Raw genomic sequence first — 23,495 nt, forward strand, 5'->3', positions numbered from 1 at the left:
TCACATCAAAGCGCCTGTAAACATTTCTAAAAATTTTATAAATATGCTTTCAGTACATCCACCTTATCTGTCTTTTCCCAGGAGAGGTCGATGTCTGTACGTCCAAAGTGTCCGTAAGCTGCTGTCTGCTTGTAAATTGGTCTTCTCAAATCCAGCATTTTGATAATTCCTGCCGGGCGGAGATCAAAGTTCTCGCGGATGATCTCAACCAGTTTTTCATCAGATACTTTACCGGTTCCAAATGTATCTACCATAATGGAAGTCGGATGAGCAACTCCGATTGCGTAAGAAAGCTGGATTTCACATTTCTTGGCAAGTCCTGCTGCAACAATATTTTTCGCAACGTAACGTGCTGCGTACGCTGCTGAACGGTCTACCTTTGTGCAGTCTTTACCTGAGAATGCTCCGCCGCCGTGACGTGCCATTCCACCGTAAGTATCTACAATGATCTTGCGCCCTGTCAGTCCACTGTCTCCGTGTGGTCCACCGATAACAAAACGTCCTGTCGGGTTGATAAAGAATTTTGTATTCTCGTCTACCATCTCTGCCGGAAGTACTGTGTCAAATACATATTTCTTAATATCTTCGTGAATCTGCTCCTGTGTCACATCCGGATCGTGCTGTGTAGATAAGACAACTGCATCCAGACGTTTCGGAACATCATTTTCATCATATTCTACTGTAACCTGTGTCTTTCCATCCGGTCTCAGATAAGAAAGCGTTCCGTTCTTCCTTACTTCTGTAAGTTTTCTTGCCAGTTTATGCGCCAGAGAAATCGGATATGGCATCAGTTCCGGAGTCTCATCCGTTGCGTATCCGAACATCATACCCTGGTCACCGGCTCCGATCGCATCAATCTCATCATCGCCCATTGTATGCTCTTTTGCTTCCAACGCTTTATCAACTCCAAGAGCGATATCTCCAGACTGCTCGTCAATTGCTGTGATCACACCACATGTCTCTGCGTCAAATCCAAATTTTCCTCTTGTATAGCCAATCTCTTTTACTGTATCGCGTACGATTTTCTGAATATCAACATAAGCATTTGTAGTGATCTCACCCATAACGAGAACCATACCTGTCGTTGTTGTTGTCTCACAAGCCACACGGCTCATCGGATCCTGTTCCATCAGTGCATCAAGAATCGCGTCTGAAATCTGGTCGCACATTTTATCCGGATGTCCTTCTGTAACGGACTCGGATGTAAATAATCTTTTTTCCATGTCATTCTCCCTTCTACTTTCTCCCGGGGACGGGGATTTTCCAGAAAATCCCCGTCCCCTTTTAAAAAAGACCTGTCCCTTTTTATGTTATCCACATAATCATCCACAATGCGAAAAAAACAGTCCACAACAAGTGGACTGTTTATATTCTCATATATCAATCTTCTTATTGTTCGATTACTCGCTCAGGTTGGCACCTTCCCATGATGGGGGTTGCCGCAGCTTCACAGATCCTTTGTACCTCCACTGCTCTGAATAAGAGAAAGTTAGCAATATTTATTATTTTCTTTGTTACCTTATAGAACTTTACACGTTTTAACTGTTCTTGTCAACTGATTTATCCAACTTTTAATTTGAATTTCTGAATTTCTTTCTCAGTTTCTACTTTTTCGATGACACCGCCAAGACCTCTGAGCTTCTCTTCGAATCTCTCATATCCTCTTTGGATATATACAATATCATCTACAATTGTAATGCCTTCTGTTGCAAGTCCTGCAATACAAAGTGCAGCTCCTGCGCGGAGATCCGGTGCACTCACTCTTGCTCCGCTGAACTTCTCAACACCTTCGATAGTTGCTGAGTTGCCTTCCACTTTGACATTCGCTCCCATTCTGGCAAGTTCGTCCAGATATTTGAAACGATTTTCAAAAATACTCTCTGTAATTGTGCTTGTTCCCTTGCAAAGTGCAAGCGTCACACCAATCTGTGGCTGCATATCCGTTGGGAATCCAGGATATGGAAGTGTCTTCACATGTGTACTTGTAAGATCTCCCTTGGATACAACACGCACTGCATCGTCAAATTCTTCTACCTCACAGCCAATCTCTTCCAGTTTGGCAATCGTAGCTTCCAAATGCTTCGGAATGACATTCAATACTGTCACATCTCCTCTGGTTGCCGCTGCCGCAAACATAAATGTTCCGGCCTCAATCTGATCCGGAATAACTGAATACTCTGTACTGTGAAGCTGTCTGACTCCACGAATCTTGATCACATCTGTTCCTGCACCACGAATATTCGCTCCCATGCTGTTCAGGAAGTTTGCCACGTCTACAACGTGTGGCTCTTTAGCCACATTCTCCATAATTGTAAGACCGTCTGCCATCGCAGCCGTCATCATTACATTGATCGTAGCGCCTACACTGACAACATCAAAATAAATATGTTTACCAACAAGCTTCTCAGCTTCTGCCATGATCTTACCATATTCAATCTCTACTTCTGCGCCCAGTGCACGGAAACCTTTCAGATGCTGGTCAATCGGTCTGCTTCCGATATTACATCCTCCCGGCAGTGCCACTTCCGCATGTTTGTACTTTCCGAGCATTGCGCCAAGTAAATAGTAAGATGCACGGATCTTTTTAATATAATCATATTCTATACTGAAATCATGAATGCCTCTTCCGTTGATCGTCACAGTATGACGGTCAATTCTATTCACTGTCGCTCCGATTCCGGCAATTGCGTCCAGTAATACATTAATATCGTTGACATCCGGAAGATTATCAATCTTAACTGTCTCATCTGTCATGATCGCAGCCGCAAGAATTGCAAGTGCCGCGTTCTTTGCTCCCCCTATTTCGACCTCTCCGACTAACGGATGGCCACCTTTAATAATATACTGTTCCATTAACCACACCTCTATATAATATTGCTGTCTATGATATAAGCATATTGGATATAGCAGTTATGCCCATTTTGTTCTCTTAAAAATCTAAAACAGGAAGACTCCCACTTCCTGAGTCTTTGCTATTATAGCACAAATCCAACATTTGTAAAATATTTTTTAATTTTATGTAATTATTTTGTAACATTTAATCCGTTTTCAAGCACACGAAGAACTTCCTCGATTGTCTCTTCCAGATCCCGTCCTTCCTCACTGATCGTGAGATCTGCATACCGTTCAAATAATGCGGTACGCTCCTCATACAGATCTTTTAATCTCTGACCGTCTTTTAACACAACACCTCTGTTTTTAGCATTATGGAGTCTGTTATTTATTGTCTCATACGACGTATGTAAATATACGATCGTTCCGGTCTCTTTGTAATGCCTCATTGCATTCTCGCAATATACAACACTTCCTCCCGGCGAGATAACAGCACGCTCTTCCTGAATCTCCGCATTCACCCGGTCTTCAATCCGTAAGAAACCTTCATTTCCTTCTTCTGCAATAATCTCTTTAAGCAAACGCTTCTCCACTTCCTGGATTACCAGATCTGTATCTACAAACTTATATCCCAGTCTCTTAGCAACAACAACACCGACTGTGCTTTTCCCCGATGCCGGCATTCCGATAAATACGATATTCTTCATATTTTTCATCCTTTAGTCTGTATTTGTTTGAAATCTTTTGATACTTATTACATTTTAATCCTATCCATTTTAACATAAGATTCCTTTTTCGTCCACTTCTTGCTTCAGAATCTACTGCCTTTACAAGATTCGAACTCATTTTTTATCATTTTCTGACCAATTCTACCAATACCGCTCTGCCTGATCTGCCAACGGATACTTTACCATAAAAAATAAGAACCGGAAATCCTTTTATTCCTCCGGTTCTTATTTTGTATAAATTATCTCTTCAGGATACACTCTCATTCAGAAAATAATATTTTCTCTGAAAGTTTCTCCGCTCCTGCCTTCGGCGGCATATCTCCTGACAGGTCATTACCCACACCAGCTCACGAAGCCAGTCATCTTCCATTTTCGTCGGAAGATCATCTGTTTTATCCTTCTGCTTATCTGCAAAGTCGATCTGACCTTTCACATTTGCATAAACACGACCGCATATCATCTGTATTTGCAAACGATCCGGATACTCATCATAAATCATACTGACGTCATATTCCAGCCGGTCGCATTCTGCCTCTACATATGGCAGAATCTTTTTCACTTCGGCCGGATACATACTCTTCATATAAGATACATCCCGGCTGTTTTCCCGCTCCCAGGCTGTATCGATTGGCAGCTGATTTTGATATGCCATATAAAAAGGCAGTTTCTCGCTCATCGGTTCTGCTCCTTCCAGGGAAATTATCTGCTTTATTATATGCATTTTTTCATAAGCTGTTCCCTGAAATCTTTTCTGTTATTCATTTTTTGCGGCTTCAAAATTCCGATGCAGAAGTTTGTGTTCTTTTCCTTTCAGCAAGCCATCGTACAACGTCTGAACCAACGGATTTTCATTGGACTTCTTAATCTGGGTATTCACATCTGAATCATAAAGACCCTTCATTCTTGCTGATTTTGTTCTCGGTCCGGCCGGTACCGGCTGTCCACCACCCATGACACAGCCTCTGTAACATGCCATTACTTCTACGAAATCATAGTGTACTTCCCCGGCCTTGATCCGCTTCAAAAGTGCATCTGCATTTCTGAGACCACTTACGATTGCCGCACGAATGGTTCTGCCGTTGTAATCAAATTCTACTTCTTTCAGGCCTTTCTCTCCACGCACACCGCTGAATTTGATATTATCCATATCTACACGGTTATGTCCTTTACGCAGACGTCTCAAAACCGCTTCGGTCACACCGCCGGTTACACCAAAGATCACTCCGGCACCGGATCCGATTCCAAATGGCATATCTGACGCTTCAATTTCCAGATTCTCAAAACGGATACCAGACTTGCGAATCATGGAAACGAGCTCGGTTGTTGTCAGTACATAATCGATATCCTGCTTACCGTTTGTTGAAGATTCCGGTCGTAAAATCTCAGCTTTCTTCGCTGTACAAGGCATAATAGATACAGATACCACTCGTTTTCCGAGATTCTTCTCCGGATCTTTATAATATTCCCGTACTACAGCGCCGAACATCTGCTGTGGTGACCGGCAGGTCGAAAGATTCTCGGCAAATTCCGGATAACGGTTTTCACAATATCTTACCCATGCAGGACAGCAGGATGTAAAGAGTGGCAATTTTTCTCCGGATTCCAGCCGATTCAAAAGTTCTTCCGACTCTTCTATAACTGTAAGATCCGCACCGTAAGATGTATCAAATACTTCATCAAATCCCATACGATGCAGGACATTTACCAATTTACCCATAACATTTTCGCCACGCGGCAGACCGAACTGATCTCCTACTGCCACACGGACTGCCGGTGCGATCTGTGCGATCACTTTGGTATCTTTATCTGCAAGAAGATCCCAGATAACATCCATGTTGGTCTTAATACTGATTGCGCCTGTCGGACATACAACCCGGCATTGTCCACAGTTCACGCAGTCGGTCTCTGCAATTTTCTTATCAAATGCAGGTGTTACCAGCGCTTTTGTTCCTCGATATGCAAAATCAATTGCATTTACTGCCTGCACATTGTCACACATACGTACACAGTCACCGCACAAAATACATTTATTCGGATCTCTCACGATCGCCGGCGAACTGTCATCGATCGGCTGTAATTCTTTCGTATTTTCAAATCGGACATCCATAACACCCATCCGGTGCGCAAGGCTTTGCAGCTGACATTCTCCACTTTTGATACAAGTTGTACAGTCTCTGCAGTGCGCTGCCAGAAGTAACTCCAGAATTAATTTCCGATACTTCATCAGGCGCGGTGTATTTGTATAGATCACCATTCCGTCTCTCGGTGGTTCGGAACAGGATGCAAATGTTTTTCCTTTATCATTTTCTACTGTACATAAACGACAGGCACCATATACAGACAGTTCTGAATGGTAACATAAGGTTGGTATATCAATATCTGCTTTACGAATGACGGTAAGAATATTCGGTTCATCCGTAAATTCTACTTTTCTTCCATCTATAGTCATTACTCCCATGACGTTTCCTCCTATCTGGCAACAGAAATTGCCTTAAACGGACACTGTTCCATACAGGCTCCGCACTTAATGCATTTCTCCTGATTAATGTGATACGGTGATTTCAACTCACCTTCAATTGCTCCAGCCGGACAATTTCTTGCACACTTGGAACATCCTTTACAGATGTCCGGATCAATCTGGAACTGTCTGAGATTTGTACAAACCCCTGTTTTACACTTCTTTTCCTCAATATGTTCTCTATATTCTTCTGCAAATGCATTCAATGTACTGATAACCGGTTTTGGCGCACTCTTTCCAAGTCCGCATAACGCGGTACTCTCAATCATATCGGCCAGTTCACGCAACTCATCTATATCTGTCGGTTTTCCATTTCCGGCTACGATTCTTTCAAGAATCTCCAGCATTCTTTTTGTACCTTCTCTGCATGGCACACATTTTCCACAGGATTCTCTCTGCGTAAAGCTCATAAAGAACCGGGCTACTTCTACCATACAGGTATTTTCATCCATAATAACAAGTCCGCCGGAACCGATCATCGCTCCGATCTTCGCCAGCGAATCAAAATCCATCTTGCTGTCCAGCTGTTTCTCTGTCAGACATCCGCCCGATGGTCCGCCGATCTGAACCGCTTTGAACTTTTTACCGTTCTGAATGCCTCCACCGATATCATAAATAACTTCCCGGAGAGTAATTCCCATCGGCACTTCGATAAGTCCTGTGTTTCTTACATTACCTGTCAATGCGAATGCTTTTGTTCCCGGGCTTTCCGGTGTACCGATACCCAGATACCACTCTGCGCCGTTTTGAATGATCATTGGTACATTTGCGTAAGTCTCAACGTTATTTAATACTGTAGGTTTTGCCCAGAGTCCCTGCTGTACTGTACGCGGCGGTTTTACTCTCGGCATACCACGTTTGCCCTCAATAGATGCTGTCAGCGCACTTCCTTCGCCGCAGACAAATGCTCCGGCTCCTCGGTTGATATGTAAACGGAAGCTGAAGTTTGTTCCCAGGATATGATCTCCTAAAATTCCAATCTCTTCCGCCTGATGGATTGCCGTCTCCAGTCTCTGGATCGCGAGCGGATATTCGGCACGGACATAAATATATCCTTCCTGCGCCTGAACCGCATATGCAGCGATCATCATACCTTCGATCATGCGGTGCGGATCACCCTCCATAATACTTCTGTCCATGAATGCGCCCGGGTCACCTTCGTCACCGTTACAGACTACGTAACGAATCTTTTCCTTCTGGGATGCTACCTGTTTCCATTTACGTCCGGTACGGAATCCTGCACCGCCACGTCCTCTTAAATTTGACTCATAAATCATATCGATCACGGATTCCGGTGTCATCTCAAACAATGCTTTTTCTAATGCAGAATATGCTCCGACCACCATCGCTCCTTCGATGTGATCGGCATCGATATGTCCGCAGTTTTTCAATACAAGTCTCGTCTGCTTTGCGTAAAATGGGATCTCTTCCTGTGAAGCATAGACCTGTCCGTCCATATGATATAACAAACGTTCAATCGATTTTCCTTCGCAGATTGTTTTCTGATAGATCTCTTCACAATCATCCGGCGACACTTTAATATATAAATAATTATGTGGTTCGATTCTCACCAGCGGTCCCATTTCACAGAATCCGTGGCAACCACTCTTCATAACCTTGGTATGTGCAATCTCTGCGCCGAACTCCACCGATACATTCCCGTCATTCTTTGTCAGTTCCAGCATTTTCTGGTAAATTTTATCTGAACCCCCGGCCAGACATCCTGTTCCACCGCAGATCAAAACGCGACATTTCGCACGCTGCCGCTTCTGACATTCAGTACGATATTCTTTTAATTCCGTTCTGTTCTCTATCTTCATGTTATTCTCCTCTCAACTCTTTCAGCAGATCCACTACTTTTTCCGGTGACATCTTAGGATACACAACATCATTTACTGTAATCGCCGGTGCCAGACCACATGCCCCCAGACAGGACACCGTCTCCACAGTAAAATACAGATCGTCTGATGTATGCTTCTTATCATTTAATCCGAGTTCCTTATACAAACGTTCCAGGATCGGAATGGATTTTCTCACATGACAGGCTGTTCCATCACAGACTTTAATGACATATTTGCCTTTCTGCTCGAAAGAAAAATTCTCATAAAAACTTGCCACGCTGTACGCCTTTGCTTCCGTAATCCCGATCTGTTTTGCCACATATGTCAGAAGTTCCGGTGGCAGGTATCTGTACTCCTCCTGAATATCCTGGATAATCGGGATCAATGATCGTTCTTCTCTTGTGTGTCTTGCTATGATTTCATCTGCTTTCTCATAATACGATGTATCTAACATAATATCCTCATCCTCCTTTTTGTTCATTTTTCCCTGATATTGGCTATTTTTTATCAATTTATTGTATATTATATCATAGAAATTATTGATATGTTTATATCAATATCCGATGTCTTCCATATAGAATTTTATATATCCTAAAAAAAGATGCACCCTCAGGCACACCTTCTTTCTTCTAGACAATTATATTTCTTCAATTTTCCTTCTCAGATGCTCAAGAAATTCTTTTTCTTTCTGATTCATCACATATCCTTTTTTATATATCAGTGCATCCCTCATTTTATGTCTTAGAAATCCGACTTCCTTCTGCACAAGATGATACCGTTCCAGCATCTTTTCCGGCAGCGGAGATACCCACATATAACTGTTCTTCACTTCTCTTAAAATATCAAACTGACTTCCTCTTTCAAAAATATATATTTTCTTTTTCGGATGATAGGCTTCCCTTCCTTCCCGGTAAAATTCAATATATTCTCCGTTCGGGAGCCTGGAATCTCCATGTAAGATTTCTACTCCGTCCGATAATTCTCCCGGAGACTGAAAATCCTTTTCTGCAAGTTCTCCGTCTGCGGAAGTCAAAAGTAAATAATCAAATTCATTGATCACCTGCATTTCCAGATTCCGAAGCTGAAGAAGCGATTGGTAATCCTCCTGCTTTCTCCGCTGATACCGTATAATTCCAAGATCATATCCATTCTGACCGATACTGTCGATTGCCGTCATCGTACTTGTCTCCCGGAAATCCACATCCATCTCCATCTGGTCATCCTGGTTGCTGATATACTCGGCAAAAGCATGCGCAATATAGCTGGCCCGGGGCACACAAAATCGAAGTGTCAGCTTTTCACTGCGTTCTTTTCCATAATGTTCCCTTAGCTCATCAACATCCCGGATGACTTTTCTGGCATATTCCAGAAAATTCTGTCCGTCTCTTGTCGCCTGTACTCCTTTTGAGGAGCGTTTAAAAATCTGTATGCCAAATTCTGTTTCTACATTTTTAATTGCTTTGCTTAAGTTTGGCTGCGCAATGTAAATCTCTTTTGCAGTCTGTGAAATCGATCCTCTTTTATCTATTTCAATAATGTATTTGAAATCCGTCAAATTCATTTGTATCTCTTCCCTTTTCCATGATGCCGATGTTCCGTTCCGCCTTATTCTCTACGCGAAACGAAAAGGCGACACATCTTTTGTATCGCCTTTTCATTCTAAGCTCTTTCGCTGTAGTGATGTGCTTCTTCAAGCATCATATCTTTTACTTTCATCAGACGGATCTGAGAGCTTCTCTCGTTCTCGTCCAGCTTCATCGTGATATATTTGATTGTCTCCTGAGCCTCCGGAATTGTCACATGCTCCAGCGCATTTACACGACGTCTTGTCTTCTCGATCTCAGCCGCCATAAGCTGGCATGCTTTTTCTGTCTCCGCAAGTTTCAACATATCCGGCAGAATGTCCGCCAGTGATTTTACAGCACCATCCAGATCACTGGATGTAAATGCAAATCCATAAGAATAAATATCATTGGCATCAGCAGTCCTTGTCTTCGTATTGAACACAGGAATGTCAACGCTCATAACATTTTTATTGCCTACTTCCAGATTTACTTCCTGTTTTGGTGCCATCAGTGCGGTATTCAACGTAGCCTCATCCATTCCGGCTTTGGCTATAACAAAGTTCTTATTTGCAGAGAGGATTCCGGCTTCTACTTTCTGACGAAGTGCCATGTTCTCCTTTACCAGCTCCAGAAACTGACGCATCAGCTCATCACGCTTGTCTTTCAGGAGCTTATGTCCCCTTCTTGCTGTAACAAGCTTCTTCTTCGTCTTGGTCAGTTCCATCCGGGTAGGAGTGATCTGTTTCGATGCCATTCGCTACCTCCTTATTTCCATTACCTGATTATTGCTTTCCATAATACTGGTCTAAGAATTTGTCGTCGATACGTTTCAACTCTGCTCTTGGCAGCATAGACAATAATTTCCAGCCAATTTCCAGTGTCTCCTCAATAGATCTGTCGTTGTCATATCCCTGGGAAACATATTCTTTTTCAAATGCTTCTGCAAATTCTGCATATTTCAGGTCAATCTCTGTTAAGGCAGCTTCTCCTAAGATTGTCATCAGTTCTTTTGCATCTTTTCCACGGGAATACGCAGCAAATAACTGGTTCATCGTATTGGAGTGGTCTGCTCTTGTTTTGCCTTCACCGATACCTTTATCTTTCAGACGGGAAAGAGACGGTAATACATCAATCGGCGGCTGTAATCCTTTACGATACAGCTCACGACTTAAGATTACCTGACCTTCTGTGATATATCCGGTAAGATCAGGAATAGGATGTGTCTTATCATCCTCAGGCATAGTCAGGATTGGGATCATAGTGATACTTCCGTCTTTACCTCTCTGACGTCCGGCTCTTTCATACATTGTTGCAAGGTCTGTGTACATATATCCTGGATATCCACGACGTCCAGGTACCTCTTTCTTCGCTGCGGAAATTTCACGCAGCGCATCTGCGTAGTTCGTGATATCTGTCAGGATAACCAGAACGTGCATATCTTTTTCAAATGCCAGATATTCTGCTGCTGTCAGTGCCATACGAGGAGTTGCGATACGCTCTACAGCCGGGTCATTTGCAAGGTTGATAAACAGAACGGTTCTGTCAATCGCACCTGTCTCTTTGAATGACTCGATGAAGTAGTTAGACTCTTCGAATGTAATACCCATTGCAGCAAATACAACGGCAAATTTCTCATCTGTTCCACGTACCTTTGCCTGTCTTGCAATCTGGGCTGCCAGCTGGGAATGTGGCAGACCGGAACAAGAGAAGATTGGCAGTTTCTGTCCACGAACCAATGTATTCAGACCATCAATGGCAGATACACCTGTCTGGATAAACTCTTCCGGGTACACGCGGGCTGCCGGGTTCATAGGCAGACCATTAATATCTCTTCTTTCCTCCGGCAAAATCTCCGGTCCATCATCAATCGGACGTCCCAGTCCATCGAAGACACGTCCCAGCATATCCGCAGATACACCAAGCTCCATGCTTCGTCCGAGGAAACGTACTTTACTGTTACTTAAGTTAATACCGGCAGCATTCTCATAGAGCTGTACTACTACGTCATCTCCATCTACTTCCAGTACTTTACAGCGTCGTTTTTCTCCGCTTGCGAGTTCGATTTCACCAAGCTCGTCGTATTTAACGCCTTCTACACCTTTTACCATCATCAGCGGTCCGGCAACTTCCTGTATTGTTCTATATTCCTTTGGCATAATTAGAAGTCCTCCTTCCCGATCGTTCCTGCTACTTCTTTACCGAGTTCATCCATGATCTTCTCATATTCTGTCTCAATATTTTCAGCTAATGTATATTTATAACGACCGATTTTCTCTCTGACATCCATTACAAGAAGATCTTTCATGGATGCACCTTTGTTCAGAGCTTCTGAAGCCTGATCATAGAATGCAAGAACCAGTTTCATCATCAAATACTGTTTACGAAGTGGTGTGTAAGTATCTATTTCGTGGAAAGAGTTCTGATGCAGGAAATCTTCACGGATAGATCTTGCTGCTTCCATCTTCAGACGGTCAGACGGAGACAATGCATCCATACCTACCATCTGTACAATCTCTTCCAATGCTGCTTCTTCTGTCAGAAGGCTCATCATTCTCTGACGGTCATCCATCCAGTCCGGAGCAACGGTTTCATTAAACCAGTCTTTCATATTATCCAGATACAGCGAATAACTGGTCAGCCAGTTAATAGCCGGAAAATGTCTCTTATATGCCAGTGCGGAATCCAGTCCCCAGAATACCTTAACGATACGAAGGGTTGCCTGTGATACCGGCTCTGATGTATCACCACCCGGAGGAGATACGGCTCCGATTACGGACAGGGAACCTTCTCTTGCATCTTTACCGATGGAAACTACACGTCCGGCTCTCTCGTAGAACTCTGCCAGACGGGAACCTAAGTATGCCGGGTAACCTTCCTCACCAGGCATCTCTTCCAGACGTCCTGACATCTCTCGAAGCGCCTCTGCCCAACGGGATGTAGAATCTGCCATCAATGCTACAGAATATCCCATATCACGGAAATACTCTGCAATCGTAATACCTGTATAAATAGATGCCTCACGGGCTGCGAAAGGCATATCGGATGTGTTCGCGATCAGAACGGTTCTTTCCATAAGGGAACGTCCTGTCTTCGGATCCTTCAGTTCCGGGAACTCATTCAGAACGTCTGTCATCTCATTTCCACGCTCTCCACAACCGATGTAAACTACGATGTCAGCTTCTGCCCATTTTGCAAGCTGATGCTGGATAACTGTCTTACCGCTTCCGAAAGGTCCCGGAACGGCTGCAACTCCACCTTTTGCGATTGGGAAAAATGTATCAACAACACGCTGTCCTGTTACAAGCGGTGCATCCAGCGGCAGTTTCTTCACATATGGACGTCCTGTACGAACCGGCCATTTCTGCATCATTGTCAGCTCTTTGTCTCCGTCCTTCGTCTCCAGAACTGCAACAACTTCTTCTACCGTAAATTCACCGGATTTGATCTCTTTGACTGTTCCGCTTACTCCATAAGGAACCATGATCTTCTGCTCAACAACTGCTGTCTCCTGAACAGTACCGAGCACATCTCCCGCTCCAACTTCTTCTCCGACTTTTGCAACCGGAACAAATTCCCATTTCTTGTCTCTCTTCAGGGAAGCAACTTCAACACCACGCTGTAAGTTATTTCCCGAAATCTTCATAATATCATCCAGAGGACGCTGGATACCATCATAAATGCTTGTGATCAGACCAGGGCCAAGTTCTACTGACATTGGTGCCCCTGTTGATTCTACCGGTTCTCCCGGTCCAAGTCCTGATGTTTCTTCGTATACCTGAATTGATGCCTCATCACCGTGCATCTCGATGATCTCTCCAATCAGACGCTTTTCACTAACACGTACAACGTCACGCATGTTAGCATCTCGCATTCCGGATGCGATGACCAGCGGTCCTGCTACTTTTTTAATCGTACCTGTACTCATTTGGACGAATCACCCTCCATTTCTTATTTTATTGTTGCGAAAACAGAATATCAGAACCGACAGCCACTTCCACAGACTTCTTAACGCCCGCGACTCCTGCTCCCGTATTACCGGCAATGCCAGGAATCTGGATGATCGCCGGGATGATTTCTTCCTGATATCTTGCAATTTCATGTTTTAACTGATCGGCCCAGGCTTCTGTAATATAAATAATTCCGTAACCACCTGTTGCCAGTTTGTGAAGCTCTTCGGCAGCTTCTTCATGGGTAGTAACCGGAAATGTGTCAAGCCCCAGTGTAGCAAAGCCGTAGATGCTGTCATAATCGCCTAATACTGCAATCTTATACATACATTTCCCTTACCCTTTCCCGAATAGAATCATCCGGCAGGTCGTTAAGCTTACCGGAAAGAATGATTCGTACCGTTTTTATTTCATTCTGTCTTGCAATTACATAGGCAATTACCGGTCCTATTGTAAATGCATTATATTTCTGCGGGCTAATCGTCTGGATGATCCGGTTGTCGCACCACCGTTCAAATGCGGATGGAGATTCCAGAAGTGCCTGCGCACCTTCTGCATATGCCGTTCCCATCAGATAATCACGAAGCGCTTCCTTACCGGAAAGTGCCGCTTTGGAAAGCTGATCCACACTGACACTGTCGCACTCCGCCATTGCCCTTTTCATAAAGTCTATAGATTTCGCGGTTTTCTGTGATCGCACTGCAATCTTAATATCTGCAACTGCAACCGTTGATTCTGCATAATCCCGGATGATCTGGGCTTTTGACGCTTTACCTGCCGCATATACGGCATCCAGCGTTGCTCTGTCGATCATCACGTCGCACAACTGACCATCTCTTGTATGAAGCAGTGTCTCATAAGCATCCGCTGCCACATGCTGCATGTAGTCCGGAAGTCTGGTAAACGCTTTCTCTCTTACGATCTCCAGCATCTCATCCCCCGGAATCGCTACATCATCATAGAAAATGTGCCGGTTCTTTTCCTCCGTGCATACTTCCTTGATCGCAGCTTTCAGATTATGGAAAAGTTTTGGATAGGAAAGTACTGCAAAGTTCTCCATGTCAATGGAAAGATCCTTCACTACCTCCCAGATCTTCTCTTCCTCTCTGGTCAGTATCGCCTCTGCATCTCCGGAAGTATCTGTGCCTCCCCACCCCTTCTCTTCCAGGAACTGCAGGCACTGATGATAATTCTGGCATGCAATCAGCTGGTCGATCGTGCTGTTTGAAAACAGTGACACTTCCAGTGCACGTATGCGCGCAACCGCGTAGGTATACTGTTCACTCATGTTACTTCCTCCTGTCACGCGTTACGCAAATAATATATGGTATACTTTGTCAGACAATTCGTCTTTTTTCTCATCGAACATTGCCTGTAAAGTACAGTTCTCTTCTATCCCGCCATAGGCAAGAACAAATCCATTCTCAATCTTTCTTTCTTCTGCGGAAATCTTAAGGCTTCCGCCTTTGTCCCGCGCAGTGTTCTCCACTGCATTTTTAAAGTCGTCAGACATTCTCTGGAGATCTCCTGCGGAAAAGAAGATTTCTCCGTCCTGCGGCAATGCATATCTTGCAAGTAATTTTAATAAAACTCCAAAATACTCTTCCTCATTCATAGACTCCAGAGACTGATATGCCTTATCCAGCACGTTCTGGATCATCTCCTGTTTTGCTGCCAGAAGTTTTGTTCTTCTCTGCAGATCAACGGAAGATGCCGTACGCTCTTTGTAATTCACTGTATCCAGTTCGGATTTGTGGGCAATCGTCTCGGAAATCTTCTTAGCATCTGCCTCAGCCTGCGCTACAATCTCGTCCGCTTTTGCCTTTGCTTCTGCAATCTTGCTGTCTGCTGCCGCTTTCGCTTCATCCAGGATCTGACTTTTTATTTTTTCTAATCCTGTCATCGCTTCTTTGCTCCTTCCTGTTTTATACCTGAATTGCTGTTACTGCCAGAATAGAAATCAGGAGTGCAAGAATTGCGTATGTCTCAACCATTGCAGGGAACAGCATTGCTTTACCGAACTGCTCCGGTTTTTTAGCTACAATTCCGATTGCTGCCGCTGCTGTCTGTCCCTGTGCTTTACCAGAGATCAGTCCAACGATTCCGATTGGCAGACATGCTGCAAGGATCAGAAGTCCTGTCTGTGGATCAAGATCTGCTGCGCCGCCGCCAAGGAGACCAATCTTGGATAATGTAATGAAACCAACCAGCAGTCCGTAAATTCCCTGTGTACCAGGAAGCAGCTGCATGATCAATACTTTTGCAAATTTGCTAGGGTCTTCTGTTACAACTCCGGATGCTGCCTGACCTGCGATACCAACTCCGATTGCTGATCCTGCTCCTGCGAGAAATACTGCTACTGCTGCGCCAAGTAACGCATATACAAGTCCTAAATTACTCCAAATACTCATGATAAAGTTTCCTCCTTAATATCTACATATTTTGTATCTGATTCAAATGGTTCAAATGGTTTTCCACCGCCTTCGTAGAATTTTCCGAAAAATTCCACAAACTGAAGACGGTTCGTGTGCACATATGCACCAAGTAAGTTGATCGCAAGATTCAAAGTATGTCCCACCACGAACACAATCGCAAATCCGATCGCACCAACCACGCCTTTTCCAAACATGCTGCCCATCTGGTTTACAACAGATGCAATAACACCGGTTGCAAGTCCGAGAGCTAACAGACGTGAATAAGATAATACATCACTGAGCCATCCGGTAATATTATAGATGTCATACGCTCCAAGCGCGATCCTGAGAACCGGATTTTTATTTGCTCTTCCTGACATCAGAAGCAGTCCCAGTGCACCGATAATCGCAAGCGCTTTTGCAAGCGTATTCACAAACGGTGGAAATACGATTTTTGCCTGTGCTATAGAAGCAAAAATATCAGATGGGATCAGCATCAGTAAAAGTCCTGCCAGAAATACATACCATAAAATAACATCACAGAAAAAGTCTAATACTTTTCCTTCTTTCAGAAGCATGTAACCTTTGATTCCAAGGCCGACAAACAAATGTACAAGTCCGAATGCCATGGAATAGATCAACAGCTTCATCGGATTATTCAGCGGCGCAAACCATAATGGCTTGATCGTTATATCTTTATTAAAGAATGTCTTTCCTACAACATCGACAACGTCTCCGAAGTAACCGCCAAATAATACACCCCACACAAGTGTAGATAAACCACAGAACATAAACATCTTCATGGACTTTCTCATACTCTTGCTCATCCGTGGGAATTTCTTCAATACTACAAAACATGCGATTGCAATGATCGCACCGTATGCAGCATCAGATAACATCATACCAAAGAAGAATACATAGAAAAACGACATGATTGTCGTCGGATCAAACTCTCCTTTATGCGGAAGTCCGTAGGATTCCAGAACACCTTCTACACTGTCTGAGAAAGCATTGTTCTTTAAAATAACCGGCGGTTCTTCCTCTTCCTTTAACTCTTCCACATCCATCACACAATCGTATCTGTCTGCGATTGCTTTCTTAAGGACAGGAACTGTTTTCTCTGCAACATATCCGCTAATTACGAATGTTCGCTGTGACTGTGGAAGTGTGCCAAGCACTTCGTACTTCTCTGCACGGAGTCTGAAATAATCCCCCACTACTTTCAACTCTTCTCTGCTTGTGGCATATCCTTTGATCTCTTCCTCTGTCACTTCAATCTCTTTGTTCAGTTTCTGGATCTCGGCTTTCAGATTCTCTTTTTCCTTCGCCGGGATCTGGTTGGATATCTGCGATGGTCTTGCAAATCCTCCAGCTCTCAGAGCTTCTTCGGTCTTCTCTGCCTCTTTTTTCAGACAAAATACAGCAAGATAAACCGCGTCTGCATCTTCGGAAATGATCTGCACATCCAGTGCTTCAATCTCCGGACACTCTGCAGCTACCTTTTCATGAATAGCCGCTTCATCTGTGCCCGCCGGCATCGTTCCAAGTAACATTGCTGTTCTGGCTGTACCTGCATAATTCATAGGTGCATCCAACGAAAGCCACGGTTCAAGCGATTCAATCCGATTTTCAATCTTCACAATATTTGCTTTGATCTCTGCAATCTCTTTGCTCTTTGTGAGCAGAGCATCTGCTTTTTCAATGACTTCGTCTTTTTTCGCTGTGATTTTCTGGAATTCATCCTGACTGACAAGCTCTTTTCCCGCTAACCCGGACAACATTGACTGCTTCTGCGGTGCATATATATCAAGGATACCCAGCGCCGTCTCTGTAAGCTGTGCTTTCTTCTCAAAGCTAAGCTTCGCATTCACTGTGTCCATCTTTTCAAAGCCTTCTTCATCAGCGATCTGGTTCATCTCCATAACGCCGAGTGCCTGCAGCTTTTCCAGAATTGCTTTGCGGTCTTTTTTAAGTGCGCAGATACTGACTCTTTGCATCTGCAATACTGCCATAGATCTATCCCTCCTTTACATTTTCTTTCCGGTTAGATCTTGATCAAACCAGCTGTGCAATAACTGCTGCTATTGCTTCGGCTTCTTTACTGCCCGCTTCCCGCTTTAACGAAACAATCTCTTCATCTACTTTCTGAAGTGCGTCCTTTACCGCTTCTTCTCCGGCTTTCTTTGCTTCATTCATTGCGAACTGCGCATTTTCTTTTGCTTTTGCTTCTGCTTCTTCTTTTATCCTCCCTGCAGATGCATCCGCTTTTTCAAGAATCTCGGCACATGCTGCATCGGCTTCTTTCATGGCCTTATCTGCCTCACACTCCGTGTCCTTAATGGTTCTAATGGTCTCTTCTACCATTCCTTCACCACCTCCCTCGCGTTCGTTAAAACTTTGTTGTAAGTTTGATTATAATACCGCAATTATCAAATGTCCAGAATAATTTGTATCCGAACAAGAACAAGCGCGCTTATTGTTGTGGAATTTACATAATTTTTATATATTTTTCAAATAATTCAGACATTCCAGTGCAAATGATGCAAATGTCCTTCCAGATTCATTCCCGGAAAATTATTTTGCCGCAACGCTTCATATAACACGATAGCGACTGAATTGCCCAAATTCAGAGAGCGTATGTCTCCCAGCATCGGAATACGGATACAGTCCTCCTCATGATTCACTAATATTTCTTCCGGAATTCCTGCGCTTTCCTTTCCAAACATGATATAGCAGTCCGGCTCATACTGCACGTCTGTATATACTTTATGCGCCTTTGTTGTAGCCATATAGATCTTTGCTCCCGGATTCTTCTCCATAAAATCATTAAAATCAATGTAAGTCGTCACATCCAGATCTTTCCAGTAGTCCATTCCTGCTCTTTTTAAGTTCTTTTCATTCAAACGGAATCCTAACGGCTCAATCAGGTGCAGCCTTGCATTTGCTGCCACGCAGGTTCTTCCGATGTTTCCTGTGTTCGCCGGGATCTCCGGCTCATGTAATACAATGTTTAACATAATCTCTCCTCTTTTCTACATAACTTAATTTTATAATACTATATAATGGATACACTTTCTACAGCAATAAAAAACGATCCCATACAAAAGATTCATCACCTTCATTTACAAGCGCAAATTCTTTATATGAGATCATTCTATTATTTTTCTTTTGGCTCTGAGAAAATACCATACACCGCATCCGGTGCCGGGCGGTCAATGTAACGTATTTCCTCTCCATTTCTTATAATCTTGTCATTATTATCTGTAAAATATCCAATCATTGAGACCGGAATTCCTGCCTCTTCCATCTGACGCAGAAATGCTGACTGGTCCGATACTACCGCAAGAAAACTTCCTGTTGATGTCATCTGATACGGATTCAGATGAAACTGTTCACAGACTTCGACTGTCTCCTGCAAAAGGCTGATGTTTTGAAGTTCCAGATCAAGACCCAGCCCTTCTTCCTTTGCCATCCGGTAAAGTTCGGCAAGAATACCGCCTTCTCCGATCTGGCGCAATCCAAATGCTCCTGCTTCGCGTGCTTTTCTCATTTCTTTTATCGAAAATACCTGCGGTGCATAGCTTTTGATCTGCGCAAGAAATGCTGGTGAAAATCGTTCCTTAAGCTGCTCCTCTTTCTCTTCTGTCACACGCAGCATTCCTTCCATTCCTGCCCATTTTAGCAGAACCACTGCCTGTCCGGCTTCCGGCTTACGCGTCTTAGTCTCAGCGACAGCAGCTACACCGTTTACGACAACCTGTGCAAAACGGAGCACCGGACTTTTTCCGGACTTTACTTCCAGAAGTTCCAGATCTTTTTCTTTGCAGATTTTCCGGATAGACTTTTCCAGTCCATGAATCCTCGACTGGTATCCATAATCCGGAATCTGTATCTGTACACTGATTCCGATATGCTCTGCACCTTCTGCTGCCAGTGCATTTGCCACAGCCGCAACACCGTACACACCGATCTGCTTTGAATATCCACATATCACTGTCTGTTCACTTATTATATGGCCATCTTTTGTTTCAAATCTCATTTATGCCTCTCCATCTTTTCCTGCATTTATTCCGACACATACGCTCTGTTTCCTGTTCCATGATTATTCCAGAGCCTGTGCCTGACTAATCGCCGCATTAATCTTACTTCTGTCCTGCGAACCGATCGCATTTCTTACAATCGCTGAAGCCTGTGCATTTGACGACTTCGTTCCCACTGAAATCACCTGATCCGACTTATTGTAAGTGCTGTTATTAATAACTTTCCGGCTCACTTGCTTTCCATCCTGTATTACAATCTTCCACAGTCTTGCTGTACGGCCGGTATGCCCGCCACCGGCTGCAACGATCGAACCAATCGCCGCATCCGCATTTGCCTGATATCTCACACCCGGTTCTTCTGTATGCGTCGTCTCACTTTCAAATTGGATCTTACGACTTTCTTTTCTTGTTTCTTTGCCATAAATTGAAAATGTCAGCTGGTTTGCTCCATCAATTCCACCTTCAATATATATTGGATCTTTGTAATTGTTCTGGAATCTGAAATCTTTATAATCGCCTGCGATCGCCGCATCCCTGGACGGATCTACATATGCTACTGCCATAGAATGTGGAAAACGCTTTATCACTTTTAATTCCGCATACAAAACGGCATTATACAATGTCGTAGATACCTGACAGATTCCTCCGCCGTAAGAATCTACAACCTGTCCATTCTCATAAGAACCCGCCAGTGCATAGCCGTGTTCTGCATCATATGGAGAAGTAATATCATGTACCGATACGACGTCTCCCGGCATCAGAATCGTGCCATTTAACTTCTCTGCTCCGTTTTTCAGATTCTTCCAGCGCTCACCTCCACCGGCATCGGTTGAAAATGTTCCCAGACAGTCTTTGATATTTTTCAGATCTGCTGCTTTGATTCTCGGATGTCCTGTCTTCTGCGGAAGTGTAACCTCAAGCTTTTTATGATTCCATTTCCGGTTCAATGTTTGCACCAACAACTTTTTTGTTTCTTTTATATCGATTGTTTTTCCTTTTTTTCCGATGTAATCTGAAATTCTCCGTTCACACGCGCAATCGTTGCATCCGTTGCATGCGGTGCAAGCGGGACCGCCTGTTTCTTCAGAACTTTCTCTGTCTTATCCGCATCAAGCGCCAGCTTCATATTTATCTTTGTTTTTTCTTTTTTCAGTCTGCGAAGTTTGCGGTATCTGCTAAGAAGTGTTCCTTTTTTTCCATAAGAAACTGCTTTCTCGATTGCCTGATCTTCTTTTTTATATTGAAACCCAAGATCTTTCAGCGTTGTTTCTGTCTCTTTCTCCCCGGTTTTCAATACAACTGCCTGCTTCTCATCTTCAGCGAAATGTTCTTCCATCGCACGCTTTGCTTCTTCCCGTGTCATTCCGGACACATTTACCACATTAATATATACGTTATCGCAAATCTTCTTCACCGGATATTTTGACACATAACGATAGAGTGCCAGATAAGCGGCACCCCATACTAACACAACCAGGACAACTGTCATCAGACCAATGAGCTGTCTTCTTTTTCTCCTTCTTCGTAACATCCTTCTGGAAACTCTTCCGAAGCCCTGTCTTCTCCTGTCTCCTGTCTTTTCCCCCACTGCTCTTTTGTCTCCTTCTATAACGATCTTATACCATTGCCGGCAAAATCATAGTAGCTACCATAGCTACAATCACAATCATAATGATAACTGCGACTGCTTTTTTTACTCTTTTATCATTAAAATTCATATTTCTTCCTTCCTCTCTATGCGTTATGCGTTTATATTTTACCCTCTTTTTCTATGCTTTGCAACGATTTTCCCCACAATCTGCCAGACTGTCGATCAGACAGATTCTTGCATCCTGCGTAAGAGGATTTCGTTCCAGATAATCAAACAAAACTGTTTTCTGTAATCTTGAAAATCTTTCCAGATGCGTCATTTTACGCAGCTGGTTTTTGTCATATTTATCATAGGAAGTAAGATAACGCCTTTCTTTATCTTCTGTTTCATAAAACTGACGGTATTCTTCCTTCGTAAGCACTTCTTTTCCTGCAAATGCCGGTCTGGATTTTGCATTTTCACGCAGATAATAATCATACGTCAGCAATTCTCTGTAGTATTCCACTTTTTCCGGATGATATTCATGTACAAATCCAAGCAAAATCTCATAGCGCTCGCTTCGTTTATGATTGACCTGATGATAATTTTGTTTCTTATAATAACTCCAGAGTTTCTCATACATGGTAAATGCACTCTCATATTCTTTTCCCAGTTCTTCAAGCGTCTCTTCAAATTGTCTGCTGTTATAATAAACTTCAACCATTTCTTCAATGCCTTTTAGATGTAAGATTTCCTCATAAGAGATCCATCTGGTCGAAAGCACTTCGTATGGCGGTGTACTTTTATACTGCAATCCATAATCTTCTTTTTTTGTTTCCATATAAGAACCTTTCAGAACTTTCAGGAAACCAAGCTGCAACTGTTCCGGGCGCATTCGGTATACATCATCAAAAGACACTGCAAAACTTTTGATATCCTCAAATGGCAATCCGGCAATCAGATCCAAGTGTTGATGGATATTTCCTGCCTGATTGACTCTTGCCACTTTTGCAGCAAGCTTATCAAGATCCATTGTTCGGTGAATCTCCCGGATCGTATCCGGATTCGTTGACTGTACGCCGATTTCCAACTGGATCAATCCCGGACGCATAGCAGTAATAATCTCAAGTTCTTCTTCATTTAACAGATCCGCCGACACTTCAAAATGAAAATTCGTAATTCCATTATCGTGTTCTTCCAGATATTTCCATATTGCCAGTGCATGGTCATGCTTGCAGTTAAATGTACGGTCTACAAATTTAACCTGCGGAACTTTATGATTCAGGAAAAACTGTAATTCTCGAAATACAAGATCAAGGCTGCGGAAACGAAGTCTCTTATCTATAGAAGAAAGGCAATAGCTGCATGCAAACGGACAGCCTCTGCTTGTCTCATAATAGATGATTTTATGTTCAAAATCTTCCAGATGTTCATATACAAACGGGACTTCGCTCAGATCGATCGGCTGCCGCCACGGTGTTTCTACTACTTCGCCGTTACTGTCACGAAATGTAATTCCATCAATCCCGCCCAGCACATCATCCGGGATCTCATATCCGGTCATTTCCTGTTCTGTCTGTACATATGCTTCACACAATGCATGAAAAGTCAGTTCGCCTTCTCCTTTCATTACCCCGGTAACTTCCGGCAGTCTTCGAAGTACATCCGGTGCGTCATAAGAAACTTCCGGGCCGCCGGTCCAAATCTTAAGATTCGGACGGACTTTTTTTATTTCCCGGATCAGTTCTTCAACATATTTTAAATTCCAGATGTAACATGACAGACATAAAACGTCGGGCTGCCTTTCGTAGACATCCCGCATAATATCATCCATCTGCTGGTTGATCGTATATTCTCCGATCTCAATCTGTAATTCATTATTTTCCTGTTCTGTGTGGCAGTGCAGGTCAGCGTATGCTTTCAGACAATAGACTGCTAAATTTGAATGTATATATTTGGCATTGATCGCTGCCAGCAAAATCTTCATTGTATATTTCCTCCAATTCCGGTATTTCCATTGACAATTCGGGCAAAACACGT

At 43.4% G+C, this 23,495-nt stretch carries 22 protein-coding genes and 1 riboswitch; all 22 genes read right to left on the reverse strand.

All coding sequences use genetic code 11. The features are described from left to right. Positions 1-35 precede the first annotated feature (35 nt). Positions 36-1,223 (reverse strand): methionine adenosyltransferase, encoded by a 1,188-nt coding sequence (gene metK, locus DXC04_RS10575; RefSeq protein WP_021860222.1) that lies wholly within the window; start codon positions 1,221-1,223, stop codon positions 36-38. A 163-nt stretch (positions 1,224-1,386) separates the two neighbouring features. Continuing rightward, positions 1,387-1,485, reverse strand: a riboswitch (SAM riboswitch). Between the two features lie 75 nt (positions 1,486-1,560). Continuing rightward, entirely contained in the window at positions 1,561-2,853 is a 1,293-nt protein-coding gene (locus DXC04_RS10580) for a UDP-N-acetylglucosamine 1-carboxyvinyltransferase (protein ID WP_117538310.1), read from the reverse strand. A 170-nt stretch (positions 2,854-3,023) separates the two neighbouring features. After that, complete coding sequence (locus DXC04_RS10585) at positions 3,024-3,539, reverse strand: shikimate kinase (RefSeq protein WP_118660977.1); 516 nt, start codon at positions 3,537-3,539, stop codon at positions 3,024-3,026. Between the two features lie 268 nt (positions 3,540-3,807). Next, positions 3,808-4,236 carry a hypothetical protein gene (locus tag DXC04_RS10590; RefSeq protein WP_021860225.1) on the reverse strand — a complete coding sequence of 143 codons (429 nt, stop codon included), beginning with the start codon at positions 4,234-4,236 and terminating at the stop codon, positions 3,808-3,810. A gap of 78 nt (positions 4,237-4,314) precedes the next feature. Beyond that, positions 4,315-6,018: a [FeFe] hydrogenase, group A gene (locus DXC04_RS10595; protein WP_118660978.1), complete on the reverse strand. Its 1,704-nt coding sequence runs from the start codon at positions 6,016-6,018 to the stop codon at positions 4,315-4,317. 11 nt (positions 6,019-6,029) lie between these two features. Continuing rightward, positions 6,030-7,898, reverse strand: a complete 1,869-nt coding sequence (locus DXC04_RS10600) for an NADH-quinone oxidoreductase subunit NuoF (RefSeq protein WP_118660979.1) — start codon at positions 7,896-7,898, stop codon at positions 6,030-6,032. A 1-nt stretch (position 7,899) separates the two neighbouring features. Next, the gene (locus DXC04_RS10605; protein WP_117538307.1) at positions 7,900-8,373 is read right to left on the reverse strand and encodes a complex I 24 kDa subunit family protein; all 474 of its coding nucleotides are present in this window, start codon (positions 8,371-8,373) and stop codon (positions 7,900-7,902) included. Positions 8,374-8,556: 183 nt separating this feature from the next. Next, complete coding sequence (locus tag DXC04_RS10610; protein ID WP_021860229.1) at positions 8,557-9,480, reverse strand: LysR family transcriptional regulator; 924 nt, start codon at positions 9,478-9,480, stop codon at positions 8,557-8,559. A 98-nt stretch (positions 9,481-9,578) separates the two neighbouring features. Then, positions 9,579-10,238 (reverse strand): V-type ATP synthase subunit D, encoded by a 660-nt coding sequence (locus tag DXC04_RS10615; protein ID WP_021860230.1) that lies wholly within the window; start codon positions 10,236-10,238, stop codon positions 9,579-9,581. 28 nt (positions 10,239-10,266) lie between these two features. After that, positions 10,267-11,640: a V-type ATP synthase subunit B gene (locus DXC04_RS10620; protein ID WP_021860231.1), complete on the reverse strand. Its 1,374-nt coding sequence runs from the start codon at positions 11,638-11,640 to the stop codon at positions 10,267-10,269. A 2-nt stretch (positions 11,641-11,642) separates the two neighbouring features. Beyond that, positions 11,643-13,409 carry a V-type ATP synthase subunit A gene (locus DXC04_RS10625; protein WP_117538305.1) on the reverse strand — a complete coding sequence of 589 codons (1,767 nt, stop codon included), beginning with the start codon at positions 13,407-13,409 and terminating at the stop codon, positions 11,643-11,645. Between the two features lie 28 nt (positions 13,410-13,437). Then, on the reverse strand, positions 13,438-13,758 hold the full coding sequence (locus DXC04_RS10630; protein WP_021860233.1) for a V-type ATP synthase subunit F: 321 nt from the start codon (positions 13,756-13,758) through the stop codon (positions 13,438-13,440). After that, entirely contained in the window at positions 13,751-14,719 is a 969-nt protein-coding gene (locus tag DXC04_RS10635; RefSeq protein ID WP_021860234.1) for a V0D/AC39 family V-type ATPase subunit, read from the reverse strand. Before DXC04_RS10635 ends, DXC04_RS10630 begins: the two co-directional genes overlap by 8 nt. A gap of 21 nt (positions 14,720-14,740) precedes the next feature. After that, entirely contained in the window at positions 14,741-15,334 is a 594-nt protein-coding gene (locus tag DXC04_RS10640; RefSeq protein ID WP_117538304.1) for a V-type ATP synthase subunit E, read from the reverse strand. Between the two features lie 22 nt (positions 15,335-15,356). Continuing rightward, on the reverse strand, positions 15,357-15,842 hold the full coding sequence (locus DXC04_RS10645; protein WP_021860236.1) for a V-type ATP synthase subunit K: 486 nt from the start codon (positions 15,840-15,842) through the stop codon (positions 15,357-15,359). Continuing rightward, positions 15,839-17,857 carry a V-type ATP synthase subunit I gene (locus DXC04_RS10650; protein WP_117538303.1) on the reverse strand — a complete coding sequence of 673 codons (2,019 nt, stop codon included), beginning with the start codon at positions 17,855-17,857 and terminating at the stop codon, positions 15,839-15,841. The genes DXC04_RS10645 and DXC04_RS10650 overlap by 4 nt, the downstream gene beginning before the upstream one ends. Before the next feature lie 43 nt (positions 17,858-17,900). Then, complete coding sequence (locus tag DXC04_RS10655; RefSeq protein ID WP_117538302.1) at positions 17,901-18,209, reverse strand: hypothetical protein; 309 nt, start codon at positions 18,207-18,209, stop codon at positions 17,901-17,903. Positions 18,210-18,364: 155 nt separating this feature from the next. After that, positions 18,365-18,862 carry a tRNA (cytidine(34)-2'-O)-methyltransferase gene (locus tag DXC04_RS10660; RefSeq protein ID WP_021860239.1) on the reverse strand — a complete coding sequence of 166 codons (498 nt, stop codon included), beginning with the start codon at positions 18,860-18,862 and terminating at the stop codon, positions 18,365-18,367. 140 nt (positions 18,863-19,002) lie between these two features. After that, a complete protein-coding gene (locus DXC04_RS10665; protein WP_118660980.1) occupies positions 19,003-19,884 on the reverse strand; it encodes an AIR synthase-related protein in 882 nt (293 codons plus the stop codon). 63 nt (positions 19,885-19,947) lie between these two features. Further along, complete coding sequence (locus DXC04_RS15905) at positions 19,948-20,841, reverse strand: VanW family protein (RefSeq protein ID WP_243112141.1); 894 nt, start codon at positions 20,839-20,841, stop codon at positions 19,948-19,950. A gap of 20 nt (positions 20,842-20,861) precedes the next feature. Further along, positions 20,862-21,473, reverse strand: coding sequence for a peptidoglycan binding domain-containing protein (locus DXC04_RS15910; RefSeq protein WP_243112142.1), 612 nt, complete (start codon positions 21,471-21,473; stop codon positions 20,862-20,864). Between the two features lie 181 nt (positions 21,474-21,654). Further along, complete coding sequence (locus DXC04_RS10675) at positions 21,655-23,442, reverse strand: B12-binding domain-containing radical SAM protein (protein ID WP_118660981.1); 1,788 nt, start codon at positions 23,440-23,442, stop codon at positions 21,655-21,657. Positions 23,443-23,495 lie beyond the last annotated feature (53 nt).

Source organism: Dorea sp. OM07-5 (genome assembly GCF_003481355.1).
Lineage (GTDB): Bacteria > Bacillota > Clostridia > Lachnospirales > Lachnospiraceae > Dorea_D > Dorea_D hominis.

Coding starts and splice junctions, on each gene's coding strand:
- DXC04_RS10585 (WP_118660977.1), bottom strand. CDS start 3,539: ATGAAGAATATCGTATTTATCGGAATGCCGGCATCGGGGAAAAGCACA.
- DXC04_RS10630 (WP_021860233.1), bottom strand. CDS start 13,758: ATGTATAAGATTGCAGTATTAGGCGATTATGACAGCATCTACGGCTTT.
- DXC04_RS10665 (WP_118660980.1), bottom strand. CDS start 19,884: ATGAGATTTGAAACAAAAGATGGCCATATAATAAGTGAACAGACAGTG.
- DXC04_RS10600 (WP_118660979.1), bottom strand. CDS start 7,898: ATGAAGATAGAGAACAGAACGGAATTAAAAGAATATCGTACTGAATGT.
- DXC04_RS10640 (WP_117538304.1), bottom strand. CDS start 15,334: ATGACAGGATTAGAAAAAATAAAAAGTCAGATCCTGGATGAAGCGAAA.
- DXC04_RS10625 (WP_117538305.1), bottom strand. CDS start 13,409: ATGAGTACAGGTACGATTAAAAAAGTAGCAGGACCGCTGGTCATCGCA.
- DXC04_RS10635 (WP_021860234.1), bottom strand. CDS start 14,719: ATGAGTGAACAGTATACCTACGCGGTTGCGCGCATACGTGCACTGGAA.
- DXC04_RS10595 (WP_118660978.1), bottom strand. CDS start 6,018: ATGGGAGTAATGACTATAGATGGAAGAAAAGTAGAATTTACGGATGAA.
- DXC04_RS10645 (WP_021860236.1), bottom strand. CDS start 15,842: ATGAGTATTTGGAGTAATTTAGGACTTGTATATGCGTTACTTGGCGCA.
- DXC04_RS10620 (WP_021860231.1), bottom strand. CDS start 11,640: ATGCCAAAGGAATATAGAACAATACAGGAAGTTGCCGGACCGCTGATG.
- metK (WP_021860222.1), bottom strand. CDS start 1,223: ATGGAAAAAAGATTATTTACATCCGAGTCCGTTACAGAAGGACATCCG.
- DXC04_RS10610 (WP_021860229.1), bottom strand. CDS start 9,480: ATGAATTTGACGGATTTCAAATACATTATTGAAATAGATAAAAGAGGA.
- DXC04_RS10675 (WP_118660981.1), bottom strand. CDS start 23,442: ATGAAGATTTTGCTGGCAGCGATCAATGCCAAATATATACATTCAAAT.
- DXC04_RS10590 (WP_021860225.1), bottom strand. CDS start 4,236: ATGAGCGAGAAACTGCCTTTTTATATGGCATATCAAAATCAGCTGCCA.
- DXC04_RS10615 (WP_021860230.1), bottom strand. CDS start 10,238: ATGGCATCGAAACAGATCACTCCTACCCGGATGGAACTGACCAAGACG.
- DXC04_RS10655 (WP_117538302.1), bottom strand. CDS start 18,209: ATGGTAGAAGAGACCATTAGAACCATTAAGGACACGGAGTGTGAGGCA.
- DXC04_RS10650 (WP_117538303.1), bottom strand. CDS start 17,857: ATGGCAGTATTGCAGATGCAAAGAGTCAGTATCTGCGCACTTAAAAAA.
- DXC04_RS10605 (WP_117538307.1), bottom strand. CDS start 8,373: ATGTTAGATACATCGTATTATGAGAAAGCAGATGAAATCATAGCAAGA.
- DXC04_RS10660 (WP_021860239.1), bottom strand. CDS start 18,862: ATGTTAAACATTGTATTACATGAGCCGGAGATCCCGGCGAACACAGGA.
- DXC04_RS10580 (WP_117538310.1), bottom strand. CDS start 2,853: ATGGAACAGTATATTATTAAAGGTGGCCATCCGTTAGTCGGAGAGGTC.